Raw genomic sequence first — 22,425 nt, 5'->3', positions numbered from 1 at the left:
GACGGGGTGACAGTGGCCGGCAGGCCAGGGGCGTGGCATGGGAGGTCGCACCCTGGAGTCAGGAACGCGCCGCCCTTCCGCGGAAGAGGAACCGCTTCAGCAGGGGCCAGGCCAGCAGCACGACGACGATCGCGTAGACGGTCACCGAGAACCAGGTGTTCACCAGCCCGTTCACGCTGCCGTCACTGATCTGGAGCGCGCGCCGGAGCTGTTGCTCGGCGTTGGGGCCGAGGATCACTCCGATGACGGCGGGCAGGATCGGCAGCCCGTAGCGGCGCATACCGAAGCCGATCAGACCGATGACCAGCAGGATCACCAGGTCGATGACCTCGCCGCCGACCGCGTACGCACCGATCGACGCGAAGAACATGATGCCCGCGTACAGATACGGCCGGGGGATGCGCAGCAGCTTCGCCCAGACCGGGGCGAGCGGCAGGTTGAGCAGGAGGAGCAGGACCATGCCGACGAACAGTGAGGCGATGAGGCCCCACACCAGGTCCGGCTCCCGCTCGAAGAGGAGCGGGCCGGGCTGGATGCCGTACTGCTGGAACGCGGCCAGCATGACGGCGGCGACGGCCGTGGTGGGCAGACCGAGGGTCAGCATGGAGACGAGGGTGCCCGCCGCCGAGGCGGAGGCGGCCGACTCGGGTCCGGCGACGCCCTCGATGGCGCCCTTGCCCCACTCGTCCTTGTGCTTGGAGAGCCGCTTCTCGGTGACGTAGGAGAGGAAGGTGGGTATCTCGGCGCCGCCGGCGGGGATGGCACCGAAGGGGAAGCCGATGAACGGTCCGCGCGCCCAGGCTTTCCAGGTGCGTCGTACGTCCTTCTTGCCGAGCCAGGGCCGGCCGACCGGGATCGGCTCGTGCGGGCGGCGCCGCAGATGGGCGGCGACCCACAGGGCCTCGCCGATGGCGAAGAGACCCACGGCGACGATGACGACGTCGATGCCGTCGGCGAGCTGGAGCGAGCCGAAGGTGAGGCGCTGCTGGCCGGTCATCTGGTCGAGCCCGACGAGGCCGATGGTGAGACCGATGAGCAGGGAGGCGAGGCCGCGGATCCGGGAGGAGCCGAGGACCGAGGTCACCGCGATGAACGCGAGGACCATGATGGCGAAGTAGTCCGGGGCGCCGATGTCGACGGCGAGTTCCGCGACGATCGGGGCCAGCGCGACCAGCAGCATGGTGCCGACGATGCCGCCGGTGAAGTGTCCGATCGCGGCGGCGGCCAGGGCCTGGGCGCCGCGCCCGGACTTGGCCATGGGGTTGCCCTCCATGGCGGCGACCACGGCCGCGCTCTCACCTGGTGTGTTCAGCAGGATCGAGGTGGTGGATCCACCGAACATGGCACCGTAGTAGATACCGGCGAACATGATGAACGCGCCGGTCGGGTCGAGGCCGTACGTCACCGGCAGCAGCAGCGCCACCGCCATGGCCGGGCCGATGCCGGGCAGGACGCCGATGGCGGTGCCGAGCAGCACGCCGATGGCGGCCCAGAGGAGGTTCATCGGCGTCAGGGCGGTCCCGAAGCCGTCGATCAGGGAGTTCAGGGCGTTCATCTCACAGGACTCCCATCAACGGACCACCGGGCAGCGGCACTCCGAGAAGATTGTTGAACAGGACGTACGTCACGAGGGACAGCCCGGCCGCGATGAGTGGATCGCGGTCGAAGCGGCGGCTGCCGAGGGCGAAGGCCGCGCCCCAGAAGAGCAGGGCTCCTGCGATGGGGAAGCCGACCGGCTCGATGAGGACGGCGGAGCCCAGGAACACCCCGCCGAGCAGCAGCACGGTCTTCCAGTCGGAGGGCTCCGACAGGTCGATGTCCTCGCCGCCCTCGGCCTCGCCCCGGCCGCCGCGGATCACGTCGACGGCGAGCAGGGCGGCGATGACCAGCAGCCCGATGCCGACGGCGATGGGGACCGTCTTCGGGCCGACGGGTCCGCGCTGGGCGATGTCGACGTCCATGGTGAGGGCGTCGGTGAGGACGAGGACGCCGAGGGCGAGCAGCAGGGCGCAGACGCCGAGTTCGGAGTGGTCGCGCCACCAGGAGCGGCGGTCCTGGGCGGGTCCCTGGGCGGTGTCGGTGGTCTGTGTCGTCACAGTCCCAGCTCCTTCAGCACGGAGACCACGCGCTTGTCCTGAGCCTCCAGGAACTCGCCGAACTCGTCACCGACGAGGAAGGCGTCGTCCCAGCCGTTCTGTTTCATGGACTTCTGCCACTCCGGTGAGTCGTGCAGCTCCTCGACCAGCCGGACGAGCTTGTCGCGTTCGGCGTCGGAGAGGCCGGGCGGGGCGACGATGCCGCGCCAGTTGGTGAAGTTCACGTCGTAGCCCGCCTCCATGAGGGTGGGGGCGTCCAGCCCCTCCACCGGCTCGGGCCCGGTGACCGCGAGCAGTCGCAGCTCGCCCGCCTTGATCTGGTCGAGGTACTCGCCGACGCCGGAGACGCCGAAGGCGACCTTGTTGCCGAGGATGGAGGCGAGGAGTTCGCCGCCGCCGTCGAAGGGGATGTAGTTGACGTCCTTCGGCTGGATGCCGGCGGCCTGGGCCATCAGCATCGGGGCGAGGTGGTCGGGGCCGCCGGGCGAGGACCCGCCGCCGACGGGAAGCTTGCCGGGGTCGGCCTTCCAGGCGTCGACGAGGTCGTCGATGGTCTTGTACGGCGAGTCCTTGGAGACCACGACGACGTCCTGCTCCTCGGTGAGCCGGGCGATCGGAGTGGTGTCGGCGAGCGTCTTGGGGGCGTCGTTGGAGCGGACGGCGCCGACGACGCCGAGCCCCATCGACATGGCGAGCTTGCCGTTGCCGTGCTCGCTCACCAGCCGGGTCAGTCCGACGGTACCGCCGGCTCCGGGCAGGTTGAACACCTCGATGCCGGAGGTGAGTCCGGCGTCCTCGGCGTTCTTCGCCGCGGTGCGGGCGGTGATGTCGTAGCCGCCTCCGGGGGTGTTGGGGACCATGAAGCGCAGGCCCGGGATCTGTGTGCCGGTCTCGGCGCCGCTGCCGGTGGTCAGCAGCGGCGGCCCGAAGAGGACGAGCACGGCGGCCCCGAGCAGGGCGAGGGGAGTGCGCAGACGCACGAGTGCCACCACCTGTCGGTTATGGAGTACGGGGCACCGCGTGCGAGGCACTGGGTACGCCGTACGGAGTCAAAAGACAATGAATGGACGGAAAGGGAGGAATGCGTAATTCGAAAGGCGAAATGAACAGCAACTGAACTGAAGGAGAACGTTACGAGAACTCACGCGAACGACCCGGTGGGGGCGGGTGACGTGGGCCACATGTTGCCCCCACGTAAACGCGGTGTCTCGCTTCCGGAACCAACGGAGGTTTTGGTCTTTGTGACCACGAGCGCATCCGGCCCGGACCCACCCCCGGGCCCGACCTCCGCCCCGACCCCGCACCGATCTCCGACCCGGCCCCGGACCGACCCCGGAACCGCCCTCGGCCCACGCCTGGCCGACCTCCGGTCCGGCCTCCTGCCCGGCCTCCCGCCCGGCCTCCCGCCCGACCTCCCGCCCGACCTCCCGCCTGGCCTCCGCCCCCCGTCACACCCCGTTACCGATCGGTGCTTCTGCCTGGCGCGATTGGCGGCCATCATGGGGCAACCCCGCAGATGACGCCCCGTCGAGCCCATCCCGCCCACCGTCCCGTGCAAGAGGTTGAGACCGCCATGGCCGCCACGTTCCGACGTCAGACCCTCGCGGGCGAGATGCTGGTGCTGCAGCTCGCCATCGTCGTGATGGTGCTGCTGGCGGTCGCCGCCGTCTCGCTCGCCCAGTCCGAGGCGACCTTCAACCGGGTCGAGGGGCGCCGGGTCACCGCGCTGGCCGAGCAACTCGCCGCCACCCCGCTGGTCCGCGGTCAGCTGGAGGAGCCGCTGCTGCCGCGCGAGGCGCTGGCACCGCTGGTGAACTCCACGCAGACCCAGTCCGGGGTGACCTCGGTGACCATCGCCGACGGCGGCGGCCTGATCGTCAGCTCCACCGACCCCACGGCCATCGGCCGCCCGCTGCCGCGCGGGAACCGCGCCGAGCCGGACCGCGGCTGGTCGGGCGAGCTGAGCCTGGGCGACGGCCGGGAGCGGGTGGCACAGGTACCGGTGCTCGACGAGCGGGAGGCCACCCTCGGCCGGGTGCTGGGCACGGTCATGATCGGCGAGAAGGCGCCCACCGTCTGGGAACGGCTGAGCAACGCTTCCTCCTACCTCATCGCCTATCTCGGCGTCGCCAGCGGGCTGGGGCTGGCCGGGTCCTGGCTGCTGGCCCGGCGGGTCAAACGGCAGACGCTGGGCCTGGAGCCCCGGGAGATAGCCGGGCTGGCCGAGCACCGGGAGGCCATGCTGTACGGCATCGCCGAGGGCGTGGTCGCGCTGGATCCCCAGCACCGGCTGACGCTGGTCAACGCGGTGGGCCGGCGGCTGCTCGATCTGCCCGAGGACTGCGAGGGGCGGGGGCTCGACGCGCTCGGTATCGACGGGCGGCTGCGCGATGTGCTCACCGGCGGCCGGGAGGGCCCCGGGGACCGGCGCGACGAGGTCGTCATCCGGGGCGGCCGGGTCCTGGTCATGAACCGGATGACGGTCACCAAGGACGGCCGTCACCTCGGCTCGGTCACCACCCTGCGTGACCGCACCGAACTGGCCCGTCTGGAACAGGAACTGGGCTCCTTCCGCAGTTCCTCGGAGCTGCTGCGGGCCCAGGCGCACGAATTCGCCAACCAGTTGCACACCATCTCCGGCCTCATCCAGATCGGCGAGCAGGACGAGGTGGTGCACTACATCCGCGCCCTCACCCGGCGCCGCCAGTCCCTCGACATCACCCTGAGCCGCCGGGTCCGAGACACGGCCGTGGCCGCGCTGCTGATGGCCAAGGTTTCACTAGCCGCCGAGCGCCGGGTCAGTCTGCGGATCTCCGACGGCACCGCGCTCGGCCGGCTCACCCCCGAGGACGCCGCCGACGTGGCGACCGTGGTGGGCAACCTGGTCGACAACGCGGTGGACGCCGCCACCCCGACGGGCGGGGCCGAGGACCGGGACGCCTGGGTCGAGGTCGACATCCGCCAGGACGCGTCCAGCGTGGAGATCGTCGTACGGGACTCAGGGCCCGGGATCGCCCCCGAGCTGGCCCGCGAGGTCTTCGAGCACGGGTTCACCACCAAGGTCGCCCGCGAGGGCGAGCGCGGTATCGGGCTGGCCCTGACCCGGCTGGTCTGTGAGCGCCACGGCGGGGAGGTCGCGGTGAACAACACCCCCGAGGGTGCCGAGTTCACCGCGCGCATGACGGTCAGCCATCTCACGGACGCGGTGGCGGAAGGAGCCAGACGATGAGCGGGGCACATGGGGAGAGCGGCGCGAAGGAGACTCTGGACGTCCTGGTGGTGGACGACGACTTCATGGTGGCCCGGGTGCACCGGGCCTTCGTCGAGCGGGTGCCGCCCTTCCGGGTCGTCGGTGTCGCCAGCACCGGCGAGCAGGCGGTGGCGGCGGCCGACGAGCACCGCCCCGACCTGGTGCTGCTGGACCTCTACCTCCCGGACGGGTTCGGCCTCGACGTCATCCCCCGGCTGCGCGCGGCCGGACACGACTGCGACGTGATGGTGATCAGCGCGGCCCGGGAGGCGGACACCGTGCGCGGCGCCGTCCGCCACGGCGTGGTCGACTACCTCCTCAAACCCTTCGAGTTCGAGGACCTCCAGTCCCGGCTGGAGCGGTACGCGGCGCAGCGCGGGCGGCTGCTGACCACGGTGGTGCGCAGCCAGGCCGATGTGGACCGGGTGCTGTCGGGCGGCTCGGTCCCGGCCTCCGGCGGGCTGCCCAAGGGCATGAGCGTGGAGACGGCCGATCTGATCGAGCGCACCCTGCGCGACACCGAGGGCACCCTCTCCGCGACCGAGTGCGCGACCCTCACCGGCGTCTCGCGGGTCAGCGCCCGCCGCTATCTGGAGTACTTCCACACCACGGGCAGCGCGGAGGTGGCGCTGCGGTACGGGGTGGCGGGACGGCCGGAGCGGCGCTACCGCTGGCGGGGCTGAGACCGGCCCCACGGGGAGCCCCGGGACCGGATCAGGCGCTCAGCCCATGAGTCCCGCGGCCACCGTGGCGCCCAGTTCCCAGCACGCCTCCAGATCTCCCTTGGCGGGCTCACCGGTGACGGTGACCGGCTCGGCGGCCCGCCGCCAGTCCAGCCCCGTGGTGATCGACTCGATGGCGCGCACCGCGCCGGTGACGTCGTTGCCGCCGTGCACCCAGTAGCCGAAGGGACGGCCCCGGGTGCTGTCCAGGCAGGGGTAGTAGATCTGGTCGAGGAAATGCTTCAGCGCACCGGACATGTACCCGAGGTTGGCGGGCGTGCCGAGGAGCAGTCCGTCGGCCTCCAGCACGTCGGAGGCGGTGGCGGACAGGGCGGGGCGCCGTACGACCTTGACGTTCTCGATGTCGGGGTCCGTGGCGCCCGACACGACGGCCTCGAAGAGGGCCTGGCAGTGGGGCGAGGGGGTGTGATGCACGATCAGGAGGGTGGCCACGCAAGGCACCTTCCCCCGCGGCGGGGCTCCCGCGCAAACGGTGCTCCCCCGGCCGGGGCCGTTGTCGATCACCCCGCGCGCTGGGACGATACGCAGTGCCCGTATGCCCGGACGAAGGGAACCGCGACGTGACCGATGCACCGCACAGGGCGCCCGCCGCCGTGACGTTCGACGCGATCGGCGCCGCCTACCAGGAGGCGTTCGCCGCGTCGGAACCGCACCGCAGGTCGCTGGCGTGGCTGCTCGACCGGCTGGCACCGGGCAGCCGGGTGCTGGACGTGGGCAGCGGCACGGGCCGCCCGACGGCCGAGACCCTTGTCGCCGCGGGGCACGAGGTGCACGGTCTTGACATCTCCCCCGTGATGGTCGACCTCGCCACCCGCCAGGTGCCCGGGGCGACCTTCGAGTGCGCCGACGCACGCGAGGTCTCCCTCCCCCAGGGGCGCTTCGACGCGGTCTGCTCCTACTTCGCCATGCTCCAGATGGACCGCTCCGAACAGACCGACCTGGTCCGCCGCATGGCCACGGCGGTACGGCCGTCGGGGCATGTGGTGCTCGCCACCGTCGCCCTGGAGGTGGAGGACGTCGAGGTGGAGTTCCTGGGGCAGCCGGTGCGCGCGACGAGCTTCTCCACCGAGGGGTTCGTGGAGCTGGCGGCGTCGGCGGGACTGGTCGTGCTGGACCGGCAGGAGGTGCTGTTCACCCCCGCCCTCCCGGAGGCGGGCCCGGAGCCGCAGCTCTTCCTGTACTGCCGCCGGGAGGGCTGAGGGCGCGGGCCTCTCTCCAAGGCTCAGTCGGCGACCTTCAGTGTCTTCTTGGCCAGCTCGTACGCCGGGATCATCGCGTCGTGCTCCGCCGAGTCCATCCCGCCGAGGTGGACGACGACGGGTCCGTCCGGGGTGGTCACGGCGAAGGCCCGCTCCTTCTTGGTCTCGTCGAGAAACTCGATCGTCAGGAGATACGCGACCTCGGCTCCACTGCCCCCGTCCCCGCTGAAGGTGCTGTACCGCTCCTTGCTCACGCCGTCCTCACCGGCGAGGAACTCCGTGAGGACGGCACGCGGGTCGGCCTCGCCCTTCTCACCGGTCCAGACCCGGAGGAAGCCGACATGACCGGCGGGCTTGGCGTCGATCTCGCACACGAGGGTGACGGGCCCCTGCTGGAGCAGACCGGCGAGTTCGGGCGCGACGTCAGGGGCCGCCCCGCCGGTCTCACCGGGGTCACCGCCCTCCGTCCCGCCGGAGTCACCGCCCTCCGTCCCGCCGGAGTCACCGCCCCCCGGCCCGTCACCGACGGCTTCCGCCGTCCACTTCTCGGCGGTGTCGAAGGTCAGGGGCAGTTCACACGCCGAGCCGGGTCCGCCGACGGTGCCGCCGCTCTTCGCCTCCGCCTTCTCGGCGGCGTTCGCGGCCGACGCCGCTCCCTCGCCGTCCGGCTCGGAGTCGCCCGAGCACCCCGTCAGCACGATCGCCGCCACCGCCATCGCGGCCGGCCATCTCTTCCCCGCTCTTGCCCGCACGGTCGCCTCTCCCCAGTCGATCTTGGCCGGTCACTGTAGCCGCAGGCGGGACGGGCTGTACCGGGGGGATGACCGCACGAAGTGTGACGCGGACCACATGGGAAAATTTCGGGCAGTGAAATGCGCGCCCCGGTGCGATAACCGAATATCGGACACCCCTTGACCGTCCTGGGAACACAGAACCACCCGCGCGCCATCACCTTCAAATCGCAGGAACATAGCCGTACAGACCCAGGAATCACCCATTCACCTGCCTACTGTGAGTGATCACCACGGCTCGTCACCACGGAAATCGCAGGACTTAACGTCCTGTTCATGACTCAGCTGGACGTACGGCCCCAGGCCACCGACAAAGGCGACGGGGCCTCCGCCGACGGCATCCGCGCCAAGGGCCTGAACGGGAACTCCGTCGGCCTGCTGGGCAGCGCGGTCATCGGTATCTCCACCGTGGCCCCGGTCTACTGCCTCACCTCGACCCTCGGCTCCACGGCGGGGGAGGTCGGCGTCCAGATGCCGGCCGTCTTCCTCGCCGGCTTTCTGCCGATGCTCCTGGTGGCCTTCGCCTACCGGGAGCTGAACCGGGTCATGCCCGACTGCGGCACCTCCTTCACCTGGACCGTGAAGGCGTTCGGCCCGAAGGTCGGCTGGATGTGCGGCTGGGGTCTGGTGATCGCCACGATCATCGTGCTGTCGAATCTGGCGGGCGTGGCGACCTCGTACTTCTGGCTGCTCGCGGGCGAGATCACCGGCAGTGCCGAGGTGGCCGCGCTCGACGACAGCAAGGCGGTGCACATCGTCACCTGCCTGGCGCTGATCGCGATCGCCACCGTGATCAGTTACCGCGGGATGACCGCCACGAAGGGCGTGCAGTACGCGCTGGTGGGCCTCCAGCTCGTGGTCCTCGCGGTGTTCGTGGCGATGGCCTTCGGCAAGGCGGGCAGCGCGGACTTCCCGACCTCCCTGGACTTCTCCTGGTCCTGGCTGAACCCGTTCGCCGTGCAGTCCTTCGCCGCGTTCACGGCGGGCCTGTCGCTGTCGATCTTCATGTACTGGGGCTGGGACGCCTGTCTCACCGCCAACGAGGAGACCAGCGGCAGCGACCGCACCCCGGGCCGGGCCGCGCTCATCGCGATGGTCGTCCTGGTCGGCTCGTACCTGGCCACCGGCGTCGCCGCGCAGATGGTGGTCGGCTCCGGCGACCAGGGCCTCGGCCTCGCCAACCCCGAGACCTCCGACAACGTCTTCGCCGCCCTCGCCGGACCGGTGATGGGCCCCGGCCTCGGTGTGCTGCTCTTCGTCGCGGTCCTCGCCTCGGCCGCCGCGAGCCTGCAGACCACGTTCATCCCGGTCGCCCGTACGGTCCTCGCCATGTCGGCGTACGAGGCGCTCCCCGCGTCCTACGCGCGCGTGCACGAGCGTTTCCGCACCCCGGGCAGGGCGACCGTCACGGCGGGTGTCGCGACCGGCGTGTTCTACACCCTGATGACGCTGGTCAGTGAGCACGTCCTGGTCGACACGATCTACGCGCTGGGCCTGATGATCTGCTTCTACTACGCGCTGACGGCCTTCGCGTGCGCCTGGTACTTCCGCGCCGACCTGCTGAAGTCCGGCCGCGACCTGCTGTTCAAGGGGCTCTTCCCGCTGGTCGGCGGGCTGCTGCTCGCGGCCGTCTTCGGGAAGACCCTGGCCGACATGTGGGACCCGGCCTACGGCAGCGGCTCGTCCGTGTTCGGCGTGGGCTCGGTCTTCGTGATCGGCGTGGGGCTGCTGGCGCTCGGCCTGGTCATCATGGCCGTGATGCGCTGGCGGAGCCCGGCCTTCTTCCGGGGCGAGGTGCTCACCAGGTCGACCCCGTCCCTGGTGGTCGAGGACTGAGCGGGTCCGGTCCGGCTCCGCGGGCGCGGAAATTCCGTTGCGGTCCGCGCGACGCGTCACGGAACCTGACCCCATGCCCACCCCCACCGTGCGCCCCGCCGCGCTCCGCGACGCCCCGGCCATCACCGACCTGCTCAACGCGGTCGACCGGATCGAGATCGGCCACCCCGAGACCGACCTGCACGCCGTCGAGTCGGATCTGAAGCACCCCGAGACGGAGCTGAAGACCGACTCGTGGCTGGCCTTCGACGGCGACCGGCCGGTGGCGTACGGGCTGCTCTGGGACGACTCGGGCGGCGAGCGCATCGACATCGAGCACGTCGTGCTGCCGGGCCACCAGGAGACGGGGCAACGCGTCCTCAGGGCCATGGAGGCGCGGGCCCTGGAGAAGGCCCGCTCCAACGGTGCCGAGCGCGCCGTGATCCACCTCGGCCTCAACACCCGCTCCACGACCGACACCGCCCTGCTCACCGGGCGCGGCTGGGCCCCGGTGCGGCGCTATCACAATCTGACCCGGTCGCTGGACCCGGCGCGGGACCCGATGCCGGAGGCTCCGGAGGGGGTGCGGGTACGGCCCTGTCTCACGGAGGAGGACCGGGTCCGCGCCCACGCGCTGGACCAGCTGACCTTCGTCGACCACTTCGACCACCAGCCGCGGACGTACGAGCAGTGGCTGGCCGACCTCGACCCCGAGCTGATCGACTGGTCGCTGGTCTGGATCCTGTCGGTCGACGGCCTCGGGGACGCCGGATTCCTGCTGGGGCGCGACGACCTCAGCAGCATGGCGTGGATCGGCGGGCTCGGCATGGTGCGCGAGGTCCGCGGCCGGGGCCTCGGCGGCTTCCTCCTGCGCCGCGCCTTCGCCGAGTTCGCCGCCCGGGGCCGGGACAAGGTGGGCCTGGGCGTCGACACCGCCAACGACACCGGCGCGCCCCAGTTGTACGGCCGTAACGGCATGTCGGTGTACTACGCCGTCGACACCTGGGAGACGGTCGTCGCCTGACCGGACGGGCCGCCGGGCGGTGGGTGGGGCGCCGGGGTGGAGACGGTCGTCCCCGCGAGCAGTTCTCCGGTGGAGACGGTGGACCTGGTCCTGAGGGCGTCCGGGCCGGCGTGTCCCGGGCCGGGCGCGGGCGGGGTCCGTGGACCGGCGGTTCAGGCCGACTGACGGGCCGCCGGGGAGGGTTCCCGATCGTGCCGGGGCAGGAGGAGCGGGGTCGCGAGGAGCAGGAGACCGGCCAGGGCCAGGGCGGTGCGGAGGCCCGCGGCGGCGGCCAGCAGGCCCCAGAGCGCGGTCAGGACGGCGGTTCCGGCCTTCCCGGCGACCGACCAGGCGGACAGCGTACGGGCCACCCGGTCCGGCGGGGTCAGCTCCAGACGGCGGGTGGCGAGGACCGGGTTGAAGACGCCCGCGCAGGTGATGAGGGCGAGTTCGACGCCCATGACGAGCAGCAGTCCCGCGGTGCCGGGGCCGACGAAGGCGAGCCCGGTCGACCAGCAGGCCCGGAGGGTCCCGGAGACCCACAGCACCCGGTGGCCGCCGTACCGGTCGACCAGCGGGCGGGCCAGCCGGGCGCCGATCAGCCCGCCCGCACAGGGCGCGGCGAAAGCGAGGCCGTAGACCCAGGGGGCGAAGCCGAGGCGGCCGAGCATCAGCACGGCGAGGAGCGGTACGGAGGCCATGATCAGGCCGTTGACCAGGACCGTGTTCAGCAACAGGGGGCGCAGGACCGGATGGCCGAGGATGTGCCGCCAGCCGTCGACCAGGTCGCCGGGGCGCAGTCCCTTGGAGCGGGCGGCCGGTGCGGGTTCCTTCCCGGGGATCGCGCGGATGCCCAGCGCGGAGAGCAGATAGCTGACGGCGTCCGCGACCACCGTGGTCATCGGGCCGAGGAGGCCGACCGAGGCCCCGCCCAGGGGTGGTCCGAGCATGGTCGCGGTCCAGGCGGTGGACTCCAAGCGCCCGTTGGCGCACAGCAGGTCCTCGGGCGGGACCAGGACCTTCACACAGGCGCCCGCCGCCGCGCCGAAGGCGATGTCGGCGGCGGCGACGGCCACGGAGACCAGCAGGAGCTGGGCGAAGCTGAGCAGGCCGAAGGCGAAGGCGGCGGGGACGGTCAGCAGGGCCGCACAGCGCACCAGGTCCATGGTGATCATCACGGGCCGCTTGTACCGGAACTCCACCCAGGGTCCGAGCGGCACGGCCACCACCGCGCCGACCGCCGCGCCCGCCGCCGCGAGGGCCGCCACCTTGCCCGGACCGGCGTGCAGCACCAGCACCGCGATCATCGGGAAGGCGTCGAAGGCCAGCCGGGTGCCGAAGGCGCTGACGGCGTACGCCGCCCACAGCCGCCCGAACGCGGGCCCCAGGGACCGTCGCCGCTTGCGCACCCTCACGCCCCTGCCGTTCGCGGGCGGGCTGTCATGCGACCGTCGCGTAGAGGTCCCGGAGGGGCTGTGCGGAGTCGGCGCCCGAGTGGCCGAAGGGCGCGTCGAAGCTCCACACCAGGAAGAGCAGGAAGACGACGAGCGCGCTGAAGGCACTGGCGAGCATCAACTCGCGGGTGGAGCGGCGGATCTGGAGCGTGAACAGCAGCCCGAGTGTCACGGCCCCGCCCGCCACGAGCCCGAACCAGACCACGCCCGGCAGGGTGGTCCCGGCGCTGTCGAGCCGCTCGTGCCGGGCCACGTCGGCGGCGGCCACCTCGTCCAGGAGCGGCTGGTACGCCTGGGCCTGGAGCTCGTCGGTGGGGGTGCGGTGGGCGAGGTCGGTGCGGATGCGGTTCAGCAACTCGGCGCCCGCGGGCCCCGGTTCCTCGTTCCGCTCCATGGCGGGCCACTCGGCGGTCACGGCGTGCCGCGCGTACTCGTCGATGCGGTCGCGGACCTGGGCGCGGTAGGCGGCGGGGTAGACGTCGAGGCGCCGGTCGATCTCGTGGAGGGCCAGGGCTTCGCGCCGTACGGTGTCCTCGGCCGCGCCCCGGGCCTCCCACACCCCGGCGATGGCCAGGCCCAGCACGATGGCGTACACGACGCCGACCATCATGACCATGTACTCCAGGACGTCCGGGGTCTCGGACGTGTCCTCGTCGTCGGCCACCCGCCGGTGCCTCATGACGATGGCCATGACGACGAAGGCGCAGACCAGGAGGGAGGCCAGGGAGTAGATCAGCCATTCCGGCACGGTGGAACTCCAGGAGCGGTGTCAGGGGTGGACGAGGGGGGGAGCGGTGGTCGCGGGGGCGTCAGGACCGGCGGCGCCGCGATCCGGGCCGCAGGGCGGCGGCGGCGAGGATCGCGGGCGTGGTGATCACGGTCATGGTGGTGAGGACGGAGAACCCGCCGGGCACGGACCGTTCACCCGCCCCGCCCCGATACGGCCGGGGCACCCAGCGGAACGCGGCCGGCATCTCACGGGCAACGGGCGCGGCGACGGCCTCCGGCGGTTCGGGCACGGCCGCCGGTACGGGAGCGGCGGAAGGCGCCGAAGTCACTGCCGGAGCCGGTGCCGGAGCCACCGCCTCGGCCACGGCGGGCGCGGCCTCCATGGCGGCCTCCGTGGCGGGCTCCGTGGGCGCGACCGGCGGGGAGGGCCCCACCGCCCGCTCCTCCCCGGTCACTCGCCCCGGCTCCTCGACCGGCGTCGGCGCCGAGGCGCCGATCTCGATCCAGGCGTCCGGCGCGCACACCACCACATGTGCCGCGCCCGCGTGCGAGTCGACCACGACGCCCGCTCCGCTGTCCGGGGACAGCGGGCACATCGCGGCGACGGCGCCCCACCCGACGGTGATCCAGCCACCCATCGTCGACCGTGCCTCCGTTCCGGGTCCCGCATGAGGTTGCCCGGGGCCCGCGATCGTGGCCCCGCCCGGAATGAACGATCTTCCTCACCACCGGTCACGCCCCCGACCTACGAGAACCGGCCGCCGAACGAGCCCCTGGTCCACCTCACCGCGCAGCTACTCGCCCGAGCCCGCGCCGGAGGTGGCGGGGCAGCGGCGACTGACGATCACCGAGGGGTTTCTCTGCGCTACATTGCTGCCGACGAGCGAGATCCGACGGTCGTATAACCTGGTCAAGGAGACGTCATAAGGTCGCCTTATGAGTCCATAGACCGGACCCGCGTACCTACTTAGGCTTGCCTTAGTTTAGGCTTCCTGATCGAGTCGTCATTCATCGCTCGAAGGGAACCTGATCATGCCCCGCCCCCTGCGGGTAGCCATCGTCGGAGCCGGTCCGGCCGGTATCTACGCCGCCGATGCACTGCTCAAGTCCGACGTGGCCGCCGATCCCGGTGTGTCCATCGACCTCTTCGAGCGCATGCCGGCCCCGTTCGGGCTGATCCGCTACGGCGTCGCCCCCGACCACCCCCGGATCAAGGGCATCATCACCGCCCTGCACCAGGTGCTGGACAAGCCCCAGGTCAGGCTCTTCGGCAATGTCGACTACCCGACCGACATCAGCCTGGACGATCTGCGGTCGTTCTACGACGGCGTGATCTTCTCCACGGGCGCCATGGCCGACCGCGCCCTGTCGATCCCCGGTGTCGAGCTGGACGGTTCGTACGGCGCCGCGGACTTCGTGTCCTGGTACGACGGGCACCCGGATGTGCCGCGGACCTGGCCGCTGGAGGCCGAGAAGGTCGCCGTGCTCGGCGTCGGCAACGTCGCCCTGGACATCGCGCGCGTCCTCGCCAAGACCGGCGACGAACTGCTGCCCACCGAGATCCCGCCCAACGTGTACGAGGGGCTCAAGGCCAACAAGGCGCTGGAGGTGCACGTCTTCGGGCGCCGCGGTCCCGCGCAGGCCAAGTTCAGCCCGCTGGAGCTGCGCGAGCTGGACCACTCCCCCACCATCGAGGTCATCGTCAACCCCGAGGACATCGACTACGACGACGGCTCGATCCAGGCGCGGCGCGGCAGCAAGCAGGTCGACATGGTCGCCAAGACCCTGGAGAACTGGGCGATCCGCGACACCGGCGACCGGCCGCACAAGCTCTTCCTGCACTTCTTCGAGTCGCCCACGGAGATCCTCGGCGAGGACGGCAAGGTCGTCGGTCTGCGCACCGAGCGCACCGCCCTGGACGGCTCCGGCAACGTCAAGGGGACCGGCGAGTTCAAGGACTGGGACGTCACCGCCGTGTACCGCGCGGTCGGCTACCTCTCCGACAAGCTGCCCAAGCTGCCGTGGGACATCGACTCGGGCACGGTGCCGGACGAGGGCGGCCGGGTCATCGAGGAGAGCGGCGCGCACCTCCAGTCGGTCTACGTCACCGGTTGGATCCGGCGCGGCCCGGTCGGCCTGATCGGTCACACCAAGGGCGACGCCAACGAGACCGTCTCCCACCTCCTGGACGACTTCGCGCACAGCCGGCTGCACACCCCCTCGGCTCCCGAGCCGGAGGCCGTGGGCGCCTTCCTCGCCGAGCGCGAGGTCCGCTTCACCACCTGGGAGGGCTGGTACGCGCTGGACGCCGCCGAGAAGGCGCTGGGCGAGCCGCAGGGCCGTGAGCGCGTGAAGATCGTCGAGCGTGAGGACATGCTCCGCGCGAGCGGCGCGTAGCCACCACGCGCGGCACATCGGAGGAAAGACGGGCGGAACCACCCTCTTGCGGATGGTGGACGGTTCCGCCCGCCCACCGGATTGCGGTGGGACCGCGCCTCCGGGGCGACGGGCGCGCGCAGGCCACCCGGTGCGCCCGGTGCGCACCCTGTTCGCGCCGTGCACTCCCCGTGTGCGGCGCGTATGTGTTTCTGATCACTTCGGCGGGGGTTCACGCATTCCCCGGGCCGGTCGCGGCGATGTTTCCCAGGGATTACGGCGATACTGGACGGATACGTCGCACGTCGCCCTCGCTTGCCCCGCTCGCCCCTCCTGACCGATGGATCCATGCCCAGCTCCCTCACGACTCCCCCGACCGTGTGGCTGGCTCGCGGCCACCACACCGCCCCCGGCGCCGCGGATCTCCTCCGGCGTACGCTCCGGCGGCACAAGGACGCCGGCACGCTCGACGACTTCCATGAGCATCCCGAGGCCGGGACCGCCGGTGTCCGCGGCTTCGAGGCCCGCTGGCGGGTGGCCGGCCCGGTGACCGTGCGGGCCCGTCTCGATCTCGCCGACACCGGCCGCTGGTCGCTCGCCGCGGAGGCCGAGGGCGCCTGGGAGCTGCGCTGGCCGTCGCCCGCGACGATGTTCTGGCCGGCGGACGAGGACACCTGGGCCTCGGAGCCCGCCACGGGGCTGCGGCTCCAGGACATCAATCCGCTGCCGTCGGACGAGCGGGAACTGCGGCGGATCCTGAAGAGCGCCGCGCAGGACTCCTGGGCGGTGCATGTCGTCGTCCACGAGGCGATGACCCCCGACGAGCGCGGGCTGCGCCCCTTGGCCGCCGTGCTGCCGCCGGGCCTGCGCCACCGGGTGGTGGAGCACCGCGCCGCCCCGCAGCAGCTCAGGAGCGTCAACTGGGCGCTGCGGGACACGGGGGTGGAGGTGCCGCGCGGCGGCGCCGCCGTCCTGCCGGGCGACCCCGCCCCGCCGGGTCACGGCGCCGAGGACTTCACCGTACGCAGCGTGTTCCTCGACGGGACGGAACCGGCCGAGCTGATCACCGCCGTGACGCGGTTCGCGGCGCTCGACCGACCGTTGCCGGAGGGGGCCGACGCGCTGCTGACCACGCTGCGTGAGGACTGGCATCTGCTCACCGTGCGGGAGGAACTCGACCGGGAGCGACGGCTGGTGGCGATGTACGCCGACGCGCTGGACGCCATGACGAAGTCCCGGGACCTGTACCGGGAGGCCGCGGAGGCCGCCCATGAGGCACTCGCCGTGTACCGGGAGACGTACGGCGCGCTGGCCGAGCCCGTACGGCCCGCGGAACCGGTGGCCTCCCCGTTCCGTCAGCTCACGCAGAGCTTCGGCCGGCTGAGGATCCCCGGCCGCCGCACCGAGGACGACGGCACCAGCGGCACCAGCCGGAAGGACGCGGCCGGGAAGCCGGACGCGCGGGAGGCTCACGCGGACGACGGGGACCGCGCGCCCCGATGACCGGGGCCGTTCGGCCGTGGAGCGGCACGGGAGCCCGGCACGGAGCCCCGCGACGAGCGACAACAGGACATTCTCCGGACCGGACCAGGCCCGTATCGGCCCGGCCGCACCGCATTCGTGACTGTTTCGCACCACCCACTGACCCGTTCCGGGCCCTACGGCGCCGATTTCACATGTGACTTGTGTCGCGATTCAGCAATACCACCCCCGTTAGCGGGAATTCATGGAGTGCGAACGCATTTCGGCGTGCAACCGGGGAGGGCTTGTGAAGACGACCAGCGTGTTCTTGATCACTTTCACCCTCGCCCGTACGGCGCTCCCGGGCGGCTTCCGGGGGCGCGGTCCGGTTCCTCACCTCACCCGGCGAACCGCTGTCCGACCCGTGCACCTCGATGACATAGGCGTCCGGCCGCTTGCCCCGTACCGGGACCGGGGGCAGGTCAGGGGCGCCCGGCCGGGCGTTCCCGACTGAGATCCGGACCACACAGCCCACACACAAGTCGTCCATGGATCAACCGATCGGGCTTCCCGACCGTCTCAGGGTTCAGAGCGGCTCAACGCGCCTGTGGCCACGGAGCGTGAGGAAACCAACCACCCGTTCGATTCGTATAAGTGCATGGGGCCCTGGAGATCCATGGGCGAAGCAATGAAGCGGCCTGCCGACAGCTTGCTCGGAGCGGCACCGACGAGGGAGAGACGATGCAACCGTTCACGCTCAACTACGCACGACCGGCTGCGGAGTTGGACGTCACCACTCCGTACGCCTACGACTGCGGACTGCAGTTGAACGTACTCATGGATGGCCGAATCGCCGCGTCGGACATGGCGTTGCTCAGAGAGCTGGGGACGACGACCTCCACCGCGGGTTCGAAGACGCACTTCGACGACTGACCCACGGACCATCGACGATGACGGTGCTGATCCTGACCTCCGAGCAGGATGTGACGGCGGACATGGTGGTCGTCCACCTCAACGCCTCGGGGGTGCCGGTGGTGCGCCTCGACCCCGCCGACCTGACCGGCGGGGTCGCCCTCTCCGGCGAGTATGTGCACGGCGCGTTCCGCGGCCATCTGTGGTCCGCGGGCCGGCTCGTCGGCATGGACGGACTCAGATCCATCTGGGTCCGCAGACCCGGCACCCCGGCCACCCGGGTGCCCCACCCCTCCGACTGGCTGACCGAGGAGTCCTCGCAGGCCCTGTACGGCATGCTGCGCGGCCTGGACGTGCGGTGGATGAACCATCCCGACGCGGCGCGCCGCGCCCGGCACAAACCCTGGCAACTGCGGCTCGCCCAACGCAGCGGGCTGCCCGTGCCGGCCACTCTGATCACCACTTTCCCGCAGGCCGCCCGTGACTTCGCGGAGCGCTTCCCGGATCTGGTGGTCAAACCGGTCTCGGGCGCCCATCCGCAGGAACCGCCGCGCGCGGTGCCCACCAGCCGGGTGGCGCCCGGTACCGACTTCGCCGCCGTGGCGTTCGGGCCGACGCTGCTCCAGCGCAGGGTCACCAAGCGGGCGGACATCCGGCTGACCGTCGTCGGCGACCGGATGCTGGCGGCCCGCAAGCCGACGGCGGCGGACGCCGACCCGGACGAGGTGGACGTGCGGTTCGCCACCTCCGCCGCCCTTTGGGAGGAGGCGCCGGTGCCGCCGCGGATCGCGGACGGCGTACGGACCTATCTGCGCGAGGCGGAACTGGCCTACGGCGCCTTCGACTTCGCGGAGGACGGGGACGGCACCTGGTGGTTCCTGGAGTGCAACCAGTCGGGGCAGTTCGGCTTCGTGGAGGTGGACACCGGGCAGCCCATCGCCCGCACCATCGCGGAATGGCTGGCCCGTCCGGCGCGCCTCCCCCATCAGGTGCGGGGCGCCGACTCGACCGTGCACTGACATGTCATACGGCAACGGGGAGGCCGTTGCCTTCCTCCGCGCCCCGGCGTACGCCCTCGCCGGAGGTCAGTTGCCCGTCCGCCTTGGCAATGGCCTCCGGCAGGTCGGCGGTGCCCATCAGCTCGCACAGCCGTCCGGTCACGTCCGCCAACTCCCGTTTCACGGCCGGGCGTTCCCGTTCCGCCTGCGCGATCCGCAACGCGGCGTAACGGGTCAGAAGCTCTCTGACGGCCTTCGGATCCGGAACTGGCACGTGTATGCCCCTCTCTCAGGTTGTGTGCTGCGTATGCCCGGATGATGGCGAACCATTCATCCCACTCTCCTCCCACCGCCTCATTGGCCGAATCCGCCCCCGATGTCACGGGCTGTGACCCGCCGGCTCCGGACCGGGCGCCCGGCGGACCTCGGGCTCTCCCGCCACCAACCTCTGGCCAAAGCTTGGTCCGGACTTGGCTGATCCACGGCGGGTCGACGGCCCGCCCCCTGGGGGAGGTGTCACGCCGCCTCGATGACACGGCCGTCGTCCAGGGTGAGGCGGCTGCCGGTGAAGCGGGAGCGCGTGCGGCGGTCGTGGGTGACGACGACCACGGCGCCCCGGTACTCCAGCAGGGCCTGTTCCAACTCCTCGACCAGGACGGGGGTGACATGGTTGGTCGGCTCGTCCAGCAGCAGCAGGTCCGTCGGGTCGCTGACCAGCCGGGCGATCTCGATGCGGCGCCGCTGCCCGTACGACAGGTCCCCGGCCCGTCGGTGCAGATCGGGCGGGCTGAACAGGCCCAGGGACAGCAGCTTCTCGGCGTGGTCCGCCGGATGGCCGGCCCGGAGGCGCTGCGGAGGGCCTCCGCCGGGCCTCCGCCGAGCCCTCTCCCGGGGTGTCCTGGCGTGGCGCGGGCGCTGTGCGGCGCGTGCGGGCGGAACAGGGGTGTGCGCGGGGGGTGCCGGGGTGTGCGCGGTGGGTGTGGGGGCGCGTGCCCCGGCCGGTACCGGTCCTGACGTGCACCGGGCTTGCGCGGGTCACCGGGTCGTGTGACACGCTCCCCCTGGCCGGTGGACCCGGCCGTTCGGGGCTCGGCACTGGAGAGGCGGCAGGATGCGCATCGGTCTGCTCGGAACCGGCCCGTGGGCACAGATGGCCCACGCGCCCGCACTGGACGCACACAGCGGTCTCGACTTCGTCGGCGTGTGGGGACGCCGTCCCGAAGCGACCAAGGAACTGGCCGGTCAGCACGGAGTACGGGCCTACGACGATGTGGACACCCTGCTCGCCGACGTGGACGCCGTCGCCGTGGCCCTCCCCCCGCGCGTGCAGGCCGAACTGGCGGTGCGGGCGGCGCGGGCGGGCCGCCATCTGCTGCTCGACAAGCCGCTCGCGGCGACCGTCCCGGAGGCCCGCGCCGTGGCCGAGGCGGCGCGGGAGGCCCGGGTCGCCTCCGTCGTGTTCTTCACCGCCCGGTTCCAGACCGAGACGGACGCGTGGATCGCCGAACAGGCCGCCACCGAGGGCTGGTTCCTCGCGCGGGCCCAGTGGCTCGGGTCGGTCTTCAGCAGCGACAGCCCGTTCGCCGCGTCGGCCTGGCGGCGGGAGAAGGGCGCGCTGTGGGACGTCGGCCCGCACGCCCTGTCCGTGCTGCTGCCTGTCCTCGGGGACGCGCTGCGGGTCACGTCCGCCACCCACGGGCCGGGCGACACCGTCCTGCTCGTCCTCGACCACGCCGACGGCGCGTCCAGCACCCTGACCCTGAGCCTGACCGCTCCGCCCGCCGCCGCGGGCGCCGAGGTCGAGCTGCGCGGCACGGCCGGGGTGACGCGGCTGCCGGACAGCTCCGAGAGCGCGGTCGCGGCGCTGGCCCGTGCCGCCGACGCCCTGCTCTCCGCCGCCGCGACGGGGCGACCGCACCCCTGCGACGCCTCCTTCGGCCTGCGCGTCACGGAGATCCTCGCGGAGGCGGAGGTGATGCTGGGCGAGCGGGCGGGCTGAAGGACCTGGGGATGCCCTGGGGGCGCCCGGGTCCCTGGAGCGCCTGGGGCGGTGCCCCCTCAGCCGTCCGCCCTTCGGCGCTCCCGGGACTCCCGGCGCTCCCGGCGTCGTCCCCGGCGTCCTCGTCGTCGAAGGGCTCGTCGCTCCACCGGAACCACGCCCGCTCCCCCTCGATGTGCAGCAGGAACCGGGTCGGATCCGATCACGTCGTGGCCGTGGCCGGGTCAGATGGGGCCGGGCGGGTTCACGGCCTCGGGGACGGCGGCGTGAAGTTCACGCGTTCCTTGGTCACCGGGTAGCCGGCCCTGTGGAAGTTCGCGGCCATGGGGACGTTCCCCCGGTCCGTGGCGGCGGCGATGAACCCGGCTCCCCGCGCCGCGAGGAAATGGGTGCACTCGGCGAGGAGGTCGTACGCGTAGCCGTGTCCGCGCCGCTCGGGCAGGACACCGATGAAGCCGACGCACGGCCCGGACGGATTGTGCGCCGGGATGTGGATCCCGACCGGCTCGCCCCCGGGGGTGTACGCGACCTGCCACCACTCCCTTGGGGACGGCAGCCAGTGGAAGAACTCCAGTTCCTCCCGCGCGGCCCGGTCGACATCACCGGTCTCCCCCATGGCCCGGCGGGCGTGCGCGTCGAGCGTGCCCGACTGGATGCGGCGCAGGGCGTCGAGGAACACAGCGTCGTCCGGCGTGCCGCGGAAGACCAGCCGGCCGGGCCGCTCGGGCAGACCGAGGTCCGGGGTCCAGCGGTACAGGTAGCGGTCGGCCAGATGCTCGTAGCCGGCCTGCTCGGCCGCCGCGAAACGGGTCTCGACCGCCGCGCGCCGGGCCGGGTGCTCGCGCCAGTCGCTCGGCAGGGTCAGTTCCAGTTCGACCTGCCAGGGCGCGGTGCGCAGCAGGGCGGCGCCGGCCGCCTCCTCGCCCTCGGCCACGTCGAACCAGTTGAGGTTGAGCGGCTCGGTGTCGTCGGGGCCGCCCCACCAGGCGCCTCGGGCGACCACCCGGCCCTCGCGCAGGGCCACCCGCTTCCAGGCGGGCCGGTGGACGGTACGGATGTGGGTGTCGGCGGCGCCGAGCGGGTCGGGCAGGGCGTCGAAGAGGTGGACGGTCCGCTCGTCAAGGGTGCGGATGACCGGATCGGTCATGGGATTCCTCCGGGAAACGTGCTGCGGTGAGCGCTCCCGGTCGGATCAGACGTCGCACGCCGGGGCGACAGGAAGGGAGCGCTGTGGTCGGGCGATCTGCACGGCACTCACCTCCTTCGGCCTTCTCCTGGCGTGCCGGGACACGGTAACGGGCCGCTCTCGATCATGTCCACCGACTTCTCGCGGCGGCCGGGGCGGACCCGGATCTCCGGGGGCGGGTCGGCGGGGGGGCCGCTCGGGATGCACACCGCGTCCCGGCGGTGAATGGTGAGAGGGAGAGCGCACCCAGGTGCACCGGTGCACCCGCCGTGTCCATGTCCGTGCTCGCCCCCGGAATCCATGCCCGTCCCCATCCTCGTCCTCGTCCCCATCCCCGTCTCCATCCCCGTCCCCGTCCCCGTCCCCGTGCCGGTGTCCGTGTCCGATGCACCTGTCGTGTTCACGCGGGGGCG

The 22,425-nt window shown here is 72.0% G+C and carries 20 protein-coding genes and 1 pseudogene; 10 read left to right on the top strand and 11 right to left on the bottom strand.

What is annotated here, in order from left to right; all coding sequences use genetic code 11:
• Positions 1-58: 58 nt before the first annotated feature.
• From ACIQNG_RS10140 to ACIQNG_RS10130, 3 genes are read right to left on the bottom strand one after another with little or no spacing between them, the layout of a single operon-like run.
• Complete coding sequence (locus ACIQNG_RS10140) at positions 59-1,555, bottom strand: tripartite tricarboxylate transporter permease (protein WP_401431955.1); 1,497 nt, start codon at positions 1,553-1,555, stop codon at positions 59-61.
• A 1-nt stretch (position 1,556) separates the two neighbouring features.
• Entirely contained in the window at positions 1,557-2,096 is a 540-nt protein-coding gene (locus ACIQNG_RS10135; RefSeq protein WP_401431952.1) for a tripartite tricarboxylate transporter TctB family protein, read from the bottom strand.
• Entirely contained in the window at positions 2,093-3,076 is a 984-nt protein-coding gene (locus ACIQNG_RS10130; RefSeq protein WP_401432116.1) for a Bug family tripartite tricarboxylate transporter substrate binding protein, read from the bottom strand. Before ACIQNG_RS10130 ends, ACIQNG_RS10135 begins: the two co-directional genes overlap by 4 nt.
• A gap of 593 nt (positions 3,077-3,669) precedes the next feature.
• Here ACIQNG_RS10130 and ACIQNG_RS10125 point away from each other — a divergent pair.
• Together ACIQNG_RS10125 and ACIQNG_RS10120 are read left to right on the top strand one after the other, a co-directional pair.
• Positions 3,670-5,325 carry an ATP-binding protein gene (locus ACIQNG_RS10125; RefSeq protein ID WP_401483766.1) on the top strand — a complete coding sequence of 552 codons (1,656 nt, stop codon included), beginning with the start codon at positions 3,670-3,672 and terminating at the stop codon, positions 5,323-5,325.
• Positions 5,322-6,029 carry a response regulator gene (locus ACIQNG_RS10120; protein WP_401431947.1) on the top strand — a complete coding sequence of 236 codons (708 nt, stop codon included), beginning with the start codon at positions 5,322-5,324 and terminating at the stop codon, positions 6,027-6,029. Before ACIQNG_RS10125 ends, ACIQNG_RS10120 begins: the two co-directional genes overlap by 4 nt.
• Positions 6,030-6,068: 39 nt before the next feature.
• On the opposite strand, the gene ACIQNG_RS10115 is transcribed toward ACIQNG_RS10120, so the two are convergent.
• Positions 6,069-6,521 (bottom strand): flavodoxin family protein, encoded by a 453-nt coding sequence (locus ACIQNG_RS10115; protein WP_401431945.1) that lies wholly within the window; start codon positions 6,519-6,521, stop codon positions 6,069-6,071.
• 128 nt (positions 6,522-6,649) lie between these two features.
• Here ACIQNG_RS10115 and ACIQNG_RS10110 point away from each other — a divergent pair, with 128 nt between their 5' ends.
• Positions 6,650-7,288: a class I SAM-dependent methyltransferase gene (locus tag ACIQNG_RS10110; protein ID WP_401483763.1), complete on the top strand. Its 639-nt coding sequence runs from the start codon at positions 6,650-6,652 to the stop codon at positions 7,286-7,288.
• A 23-nt stretch (positions 7,289-7,311) separates the two neighbouring features.
• Here ACIQNG_RS10110 and ACIQNG_RS10105 read toward each other — a convergent pair whose 3' ends face one another.
• On the bottom strand, positions 7,312-8,040 hold the full coding sequence (locus ACIQNG_RS10105; RefSeq protein ID WP_401483761.1) for a lipoprotein: 729 nt from the start codon (positions 8,038-8,040) through the stop codon (positions 7,312-7,314).
• A gap of 315 nt (positions 8,041-8,355) precedes the next feature.
• Here ACIQNG_RS10105 and ACIQNG_RS10100 point away from each other — a divergent pair, with 315 nt between their 5' ends.
• Both ACIQNG_RS10100 and ACIQNG_RS10095 read left to right on the top strand, forming a co-directional pair.
• Positions 8,356-9,915 carry an APC family permease gene (locus tag ACIQNG_RS10100; protein ID WP_401431938.1) on the top strand — a complete coding sequence of 520 codons (1,560 nt, stop codon included), beginning with the start codon at positions 8,356-8,358 and terminating at the stop codon, positions 9,913-9,915.
• Between the two features lie 73 nt (positions 9,916-9,988).
• Entirely contained in the window at positions 9,989-10,918 is a 930-nt protein-coding gene (locus ACIQNG_RS10095) for a GNAT family N-acetyltransferase (protein ID WP_401483758.1), read from the top strand.
• Positions 10,919-11,070: 152 nt separating this feature from the next.
• On the opposite strand, the gene ACIQNG_RS10090 is transcribed toward ACIQNG_RS10095, so the two are convergent.
• The 3 genes from ACIQNG_RS10090 to ACIQNG_RS10080 all read right to left on the bottom strand — a co-directional run bounded on the left by ACIQNG_RS10090 (position 11,071) and on the right by ACIQNG_RS10080 (position 13,718).
• Positions 11,071-12,312, bottom strand: coding sequence for an MFS transporter (locus tag ACIQNG_RS10090; protein WP_401483756.1), 1,242 nt, complete (start codon positions 12,310-12,312; stop codon positions 11,071-11,073).
• 25 nt (positions 12,313-12,337) lie between these two features.
• Positions 12,338-13,099: a hypothetical protein gene (locus tag ACIQNG_RS10085; protein ID WP_401483754.1), complete on the bottom strand. Its 762-nt coding sequence runs from the start codon at positions 13,097-13,099 to the stop codon at positions 12,338-12,340.
• 61 nt (positions 13,100-13,160) lie between these two features.
• Positions 13,161-13,718 carry a hypothetical protein gene (locus ACIQNG_RS10080; protein WP_401483752.1) on the bottom strand — a complete coding sequence of 186 codons (558 nt, stop codon included), beginning with the start codon at positions 13,716-13,718 and terminating at the stop codon, positions 13,161-13,163.
• 394 nt (positions 13,719-14,112) lie between these two features.
• Between ACIQNG_RS10080 and ACIQNG_RS10075 the strand changes: the two genes are divergently transcribed.
• The 4 genes from ACIQNG_RS10075 (at position 14,113) to tgmB (ending at position 18,848) form a co-directional block, all read left to right on the top strand.
• A complete protein-coding gene (locus ACIQNG_RS10075) occupies positions 14,113-15,477 on the top strand; it encodes an FAD-dependent oxidoreductase (protein WP_401483750.1) in 1,365 nt (454 codons plus the stop codon).
• Between the two features lie 327 nt (positions 15,478-15,804).
• Complete coding sequence (locus tag ACIQNG_RS10070) at positions 15,805-16,959, top strand: hypothetical protein (RefSeq protein WP_401483748.1); 1,155 nt, start codon at positions 15,805-15,807, stop codon at positions 16,957-16,959.
• Positions 16,960-17,658: 699 nt separating this feature from the next.
• Positions 17,659-17,850, top strand: coding sequence for a putative ATP-grasp-modified RiPP (gene tgmA / locus ACIQNG_RS10065; RefSeq protein ID WP_401431920.1), 192 nt, complete (start codon positions 17,659-17,661; stop codon positions 17,848-17,850).
• 17 nt (positions 17,851-17,867) lie between these two features.
• A complete protein-coding gene (gene tgmB / locus ACIQNG_RS10060) occupies positions 17,868-18,848 on the top strand; it encodes an ATP-grasp ribosomal peptide maturase (protein ID WP_401483746.1) in 981 nt (326 codons plus the stop codon).
• A 4-nt stretch (positions 18,849-18,852) separates the two neighbouring features.
• Here the strand turns inward: tgmB and ACIQNG_RS10055 are convergent, their stop codons facing one another.
• Together ACIQNG_RS10055 and ACIQNG_RS10050 are read right to left on the bottom strand one after the other, a co-directional pair.
• Positions 18,853-19,101 carry a DUF5133 domain-containing protein gene (locus ACIQNG_RS10055; RefSeq protein WP_401431915.1) on the bottom strand — a complete coding sequence of 83 codons (249 nt, stop codon included), beginning with the start codon at positions 19,099-19,101 and terminating at the stop codon, positions 18,853-18,855.
• A gap of 242 nt (positions 19,102-19,343) precedes the next feature.
• Positions 19,344-19,670, bottom strand: a pseudogene (locus ACIQNG_RS10050) (ATP-binding cassette domain-containing protein); the annotation flags it as partial.
• 268 nt (positions 19,671-19,938) lie between these two features.
• On the opposite strand from ACIQNG_RS10050, the gene ACIQNG_RS10045 reads away from it, so the two are divergent.
• Positions 19,939-20,826: a Gfo/Idh/MocA family protein gene (locus ACIQNG_RS10045; RefSeq protein ID WP_401483743.1), complete on the top strand. Its 888-nt coding sequence runs from the start codon at positions 19,939-19,941 to the stop codon at positions 20,824-20,826.
• Between the two features lie 244 nt (positions 20,827-21,070).
• Here ACIQNG_RS10045 and ACIQNG_RS10040 read toward each other — a convergent pair whose 3' ends face one another.
• On the bottom strand, positions 21,071-21,973 hold the full coding sequence (locus tag ACIQNG_RS10040) for a GNAT family N-acetyltransferase (protein ID WP_401483740.1): 903 nt from the start codon (positions 21,971-21,973) through the stop codon (positions 21,071-21,073).
• Between the last annotated feature and the right edge of the window lie 452 nt (positions 21,974-22,425).

Source organism: Streptomyces sp. NPDC091377, from assembly GCF_044757045.1.
Lineage (GTDB): Bacteria > Actinomycetota > Actinomycetes > Streptomycetales > Streptomycetaceae > Streptomyces.
Note: the sequence above shows the minus strand (reverse complement) of the source record. Positions and strands in the feature narration are given on the sequence as shown.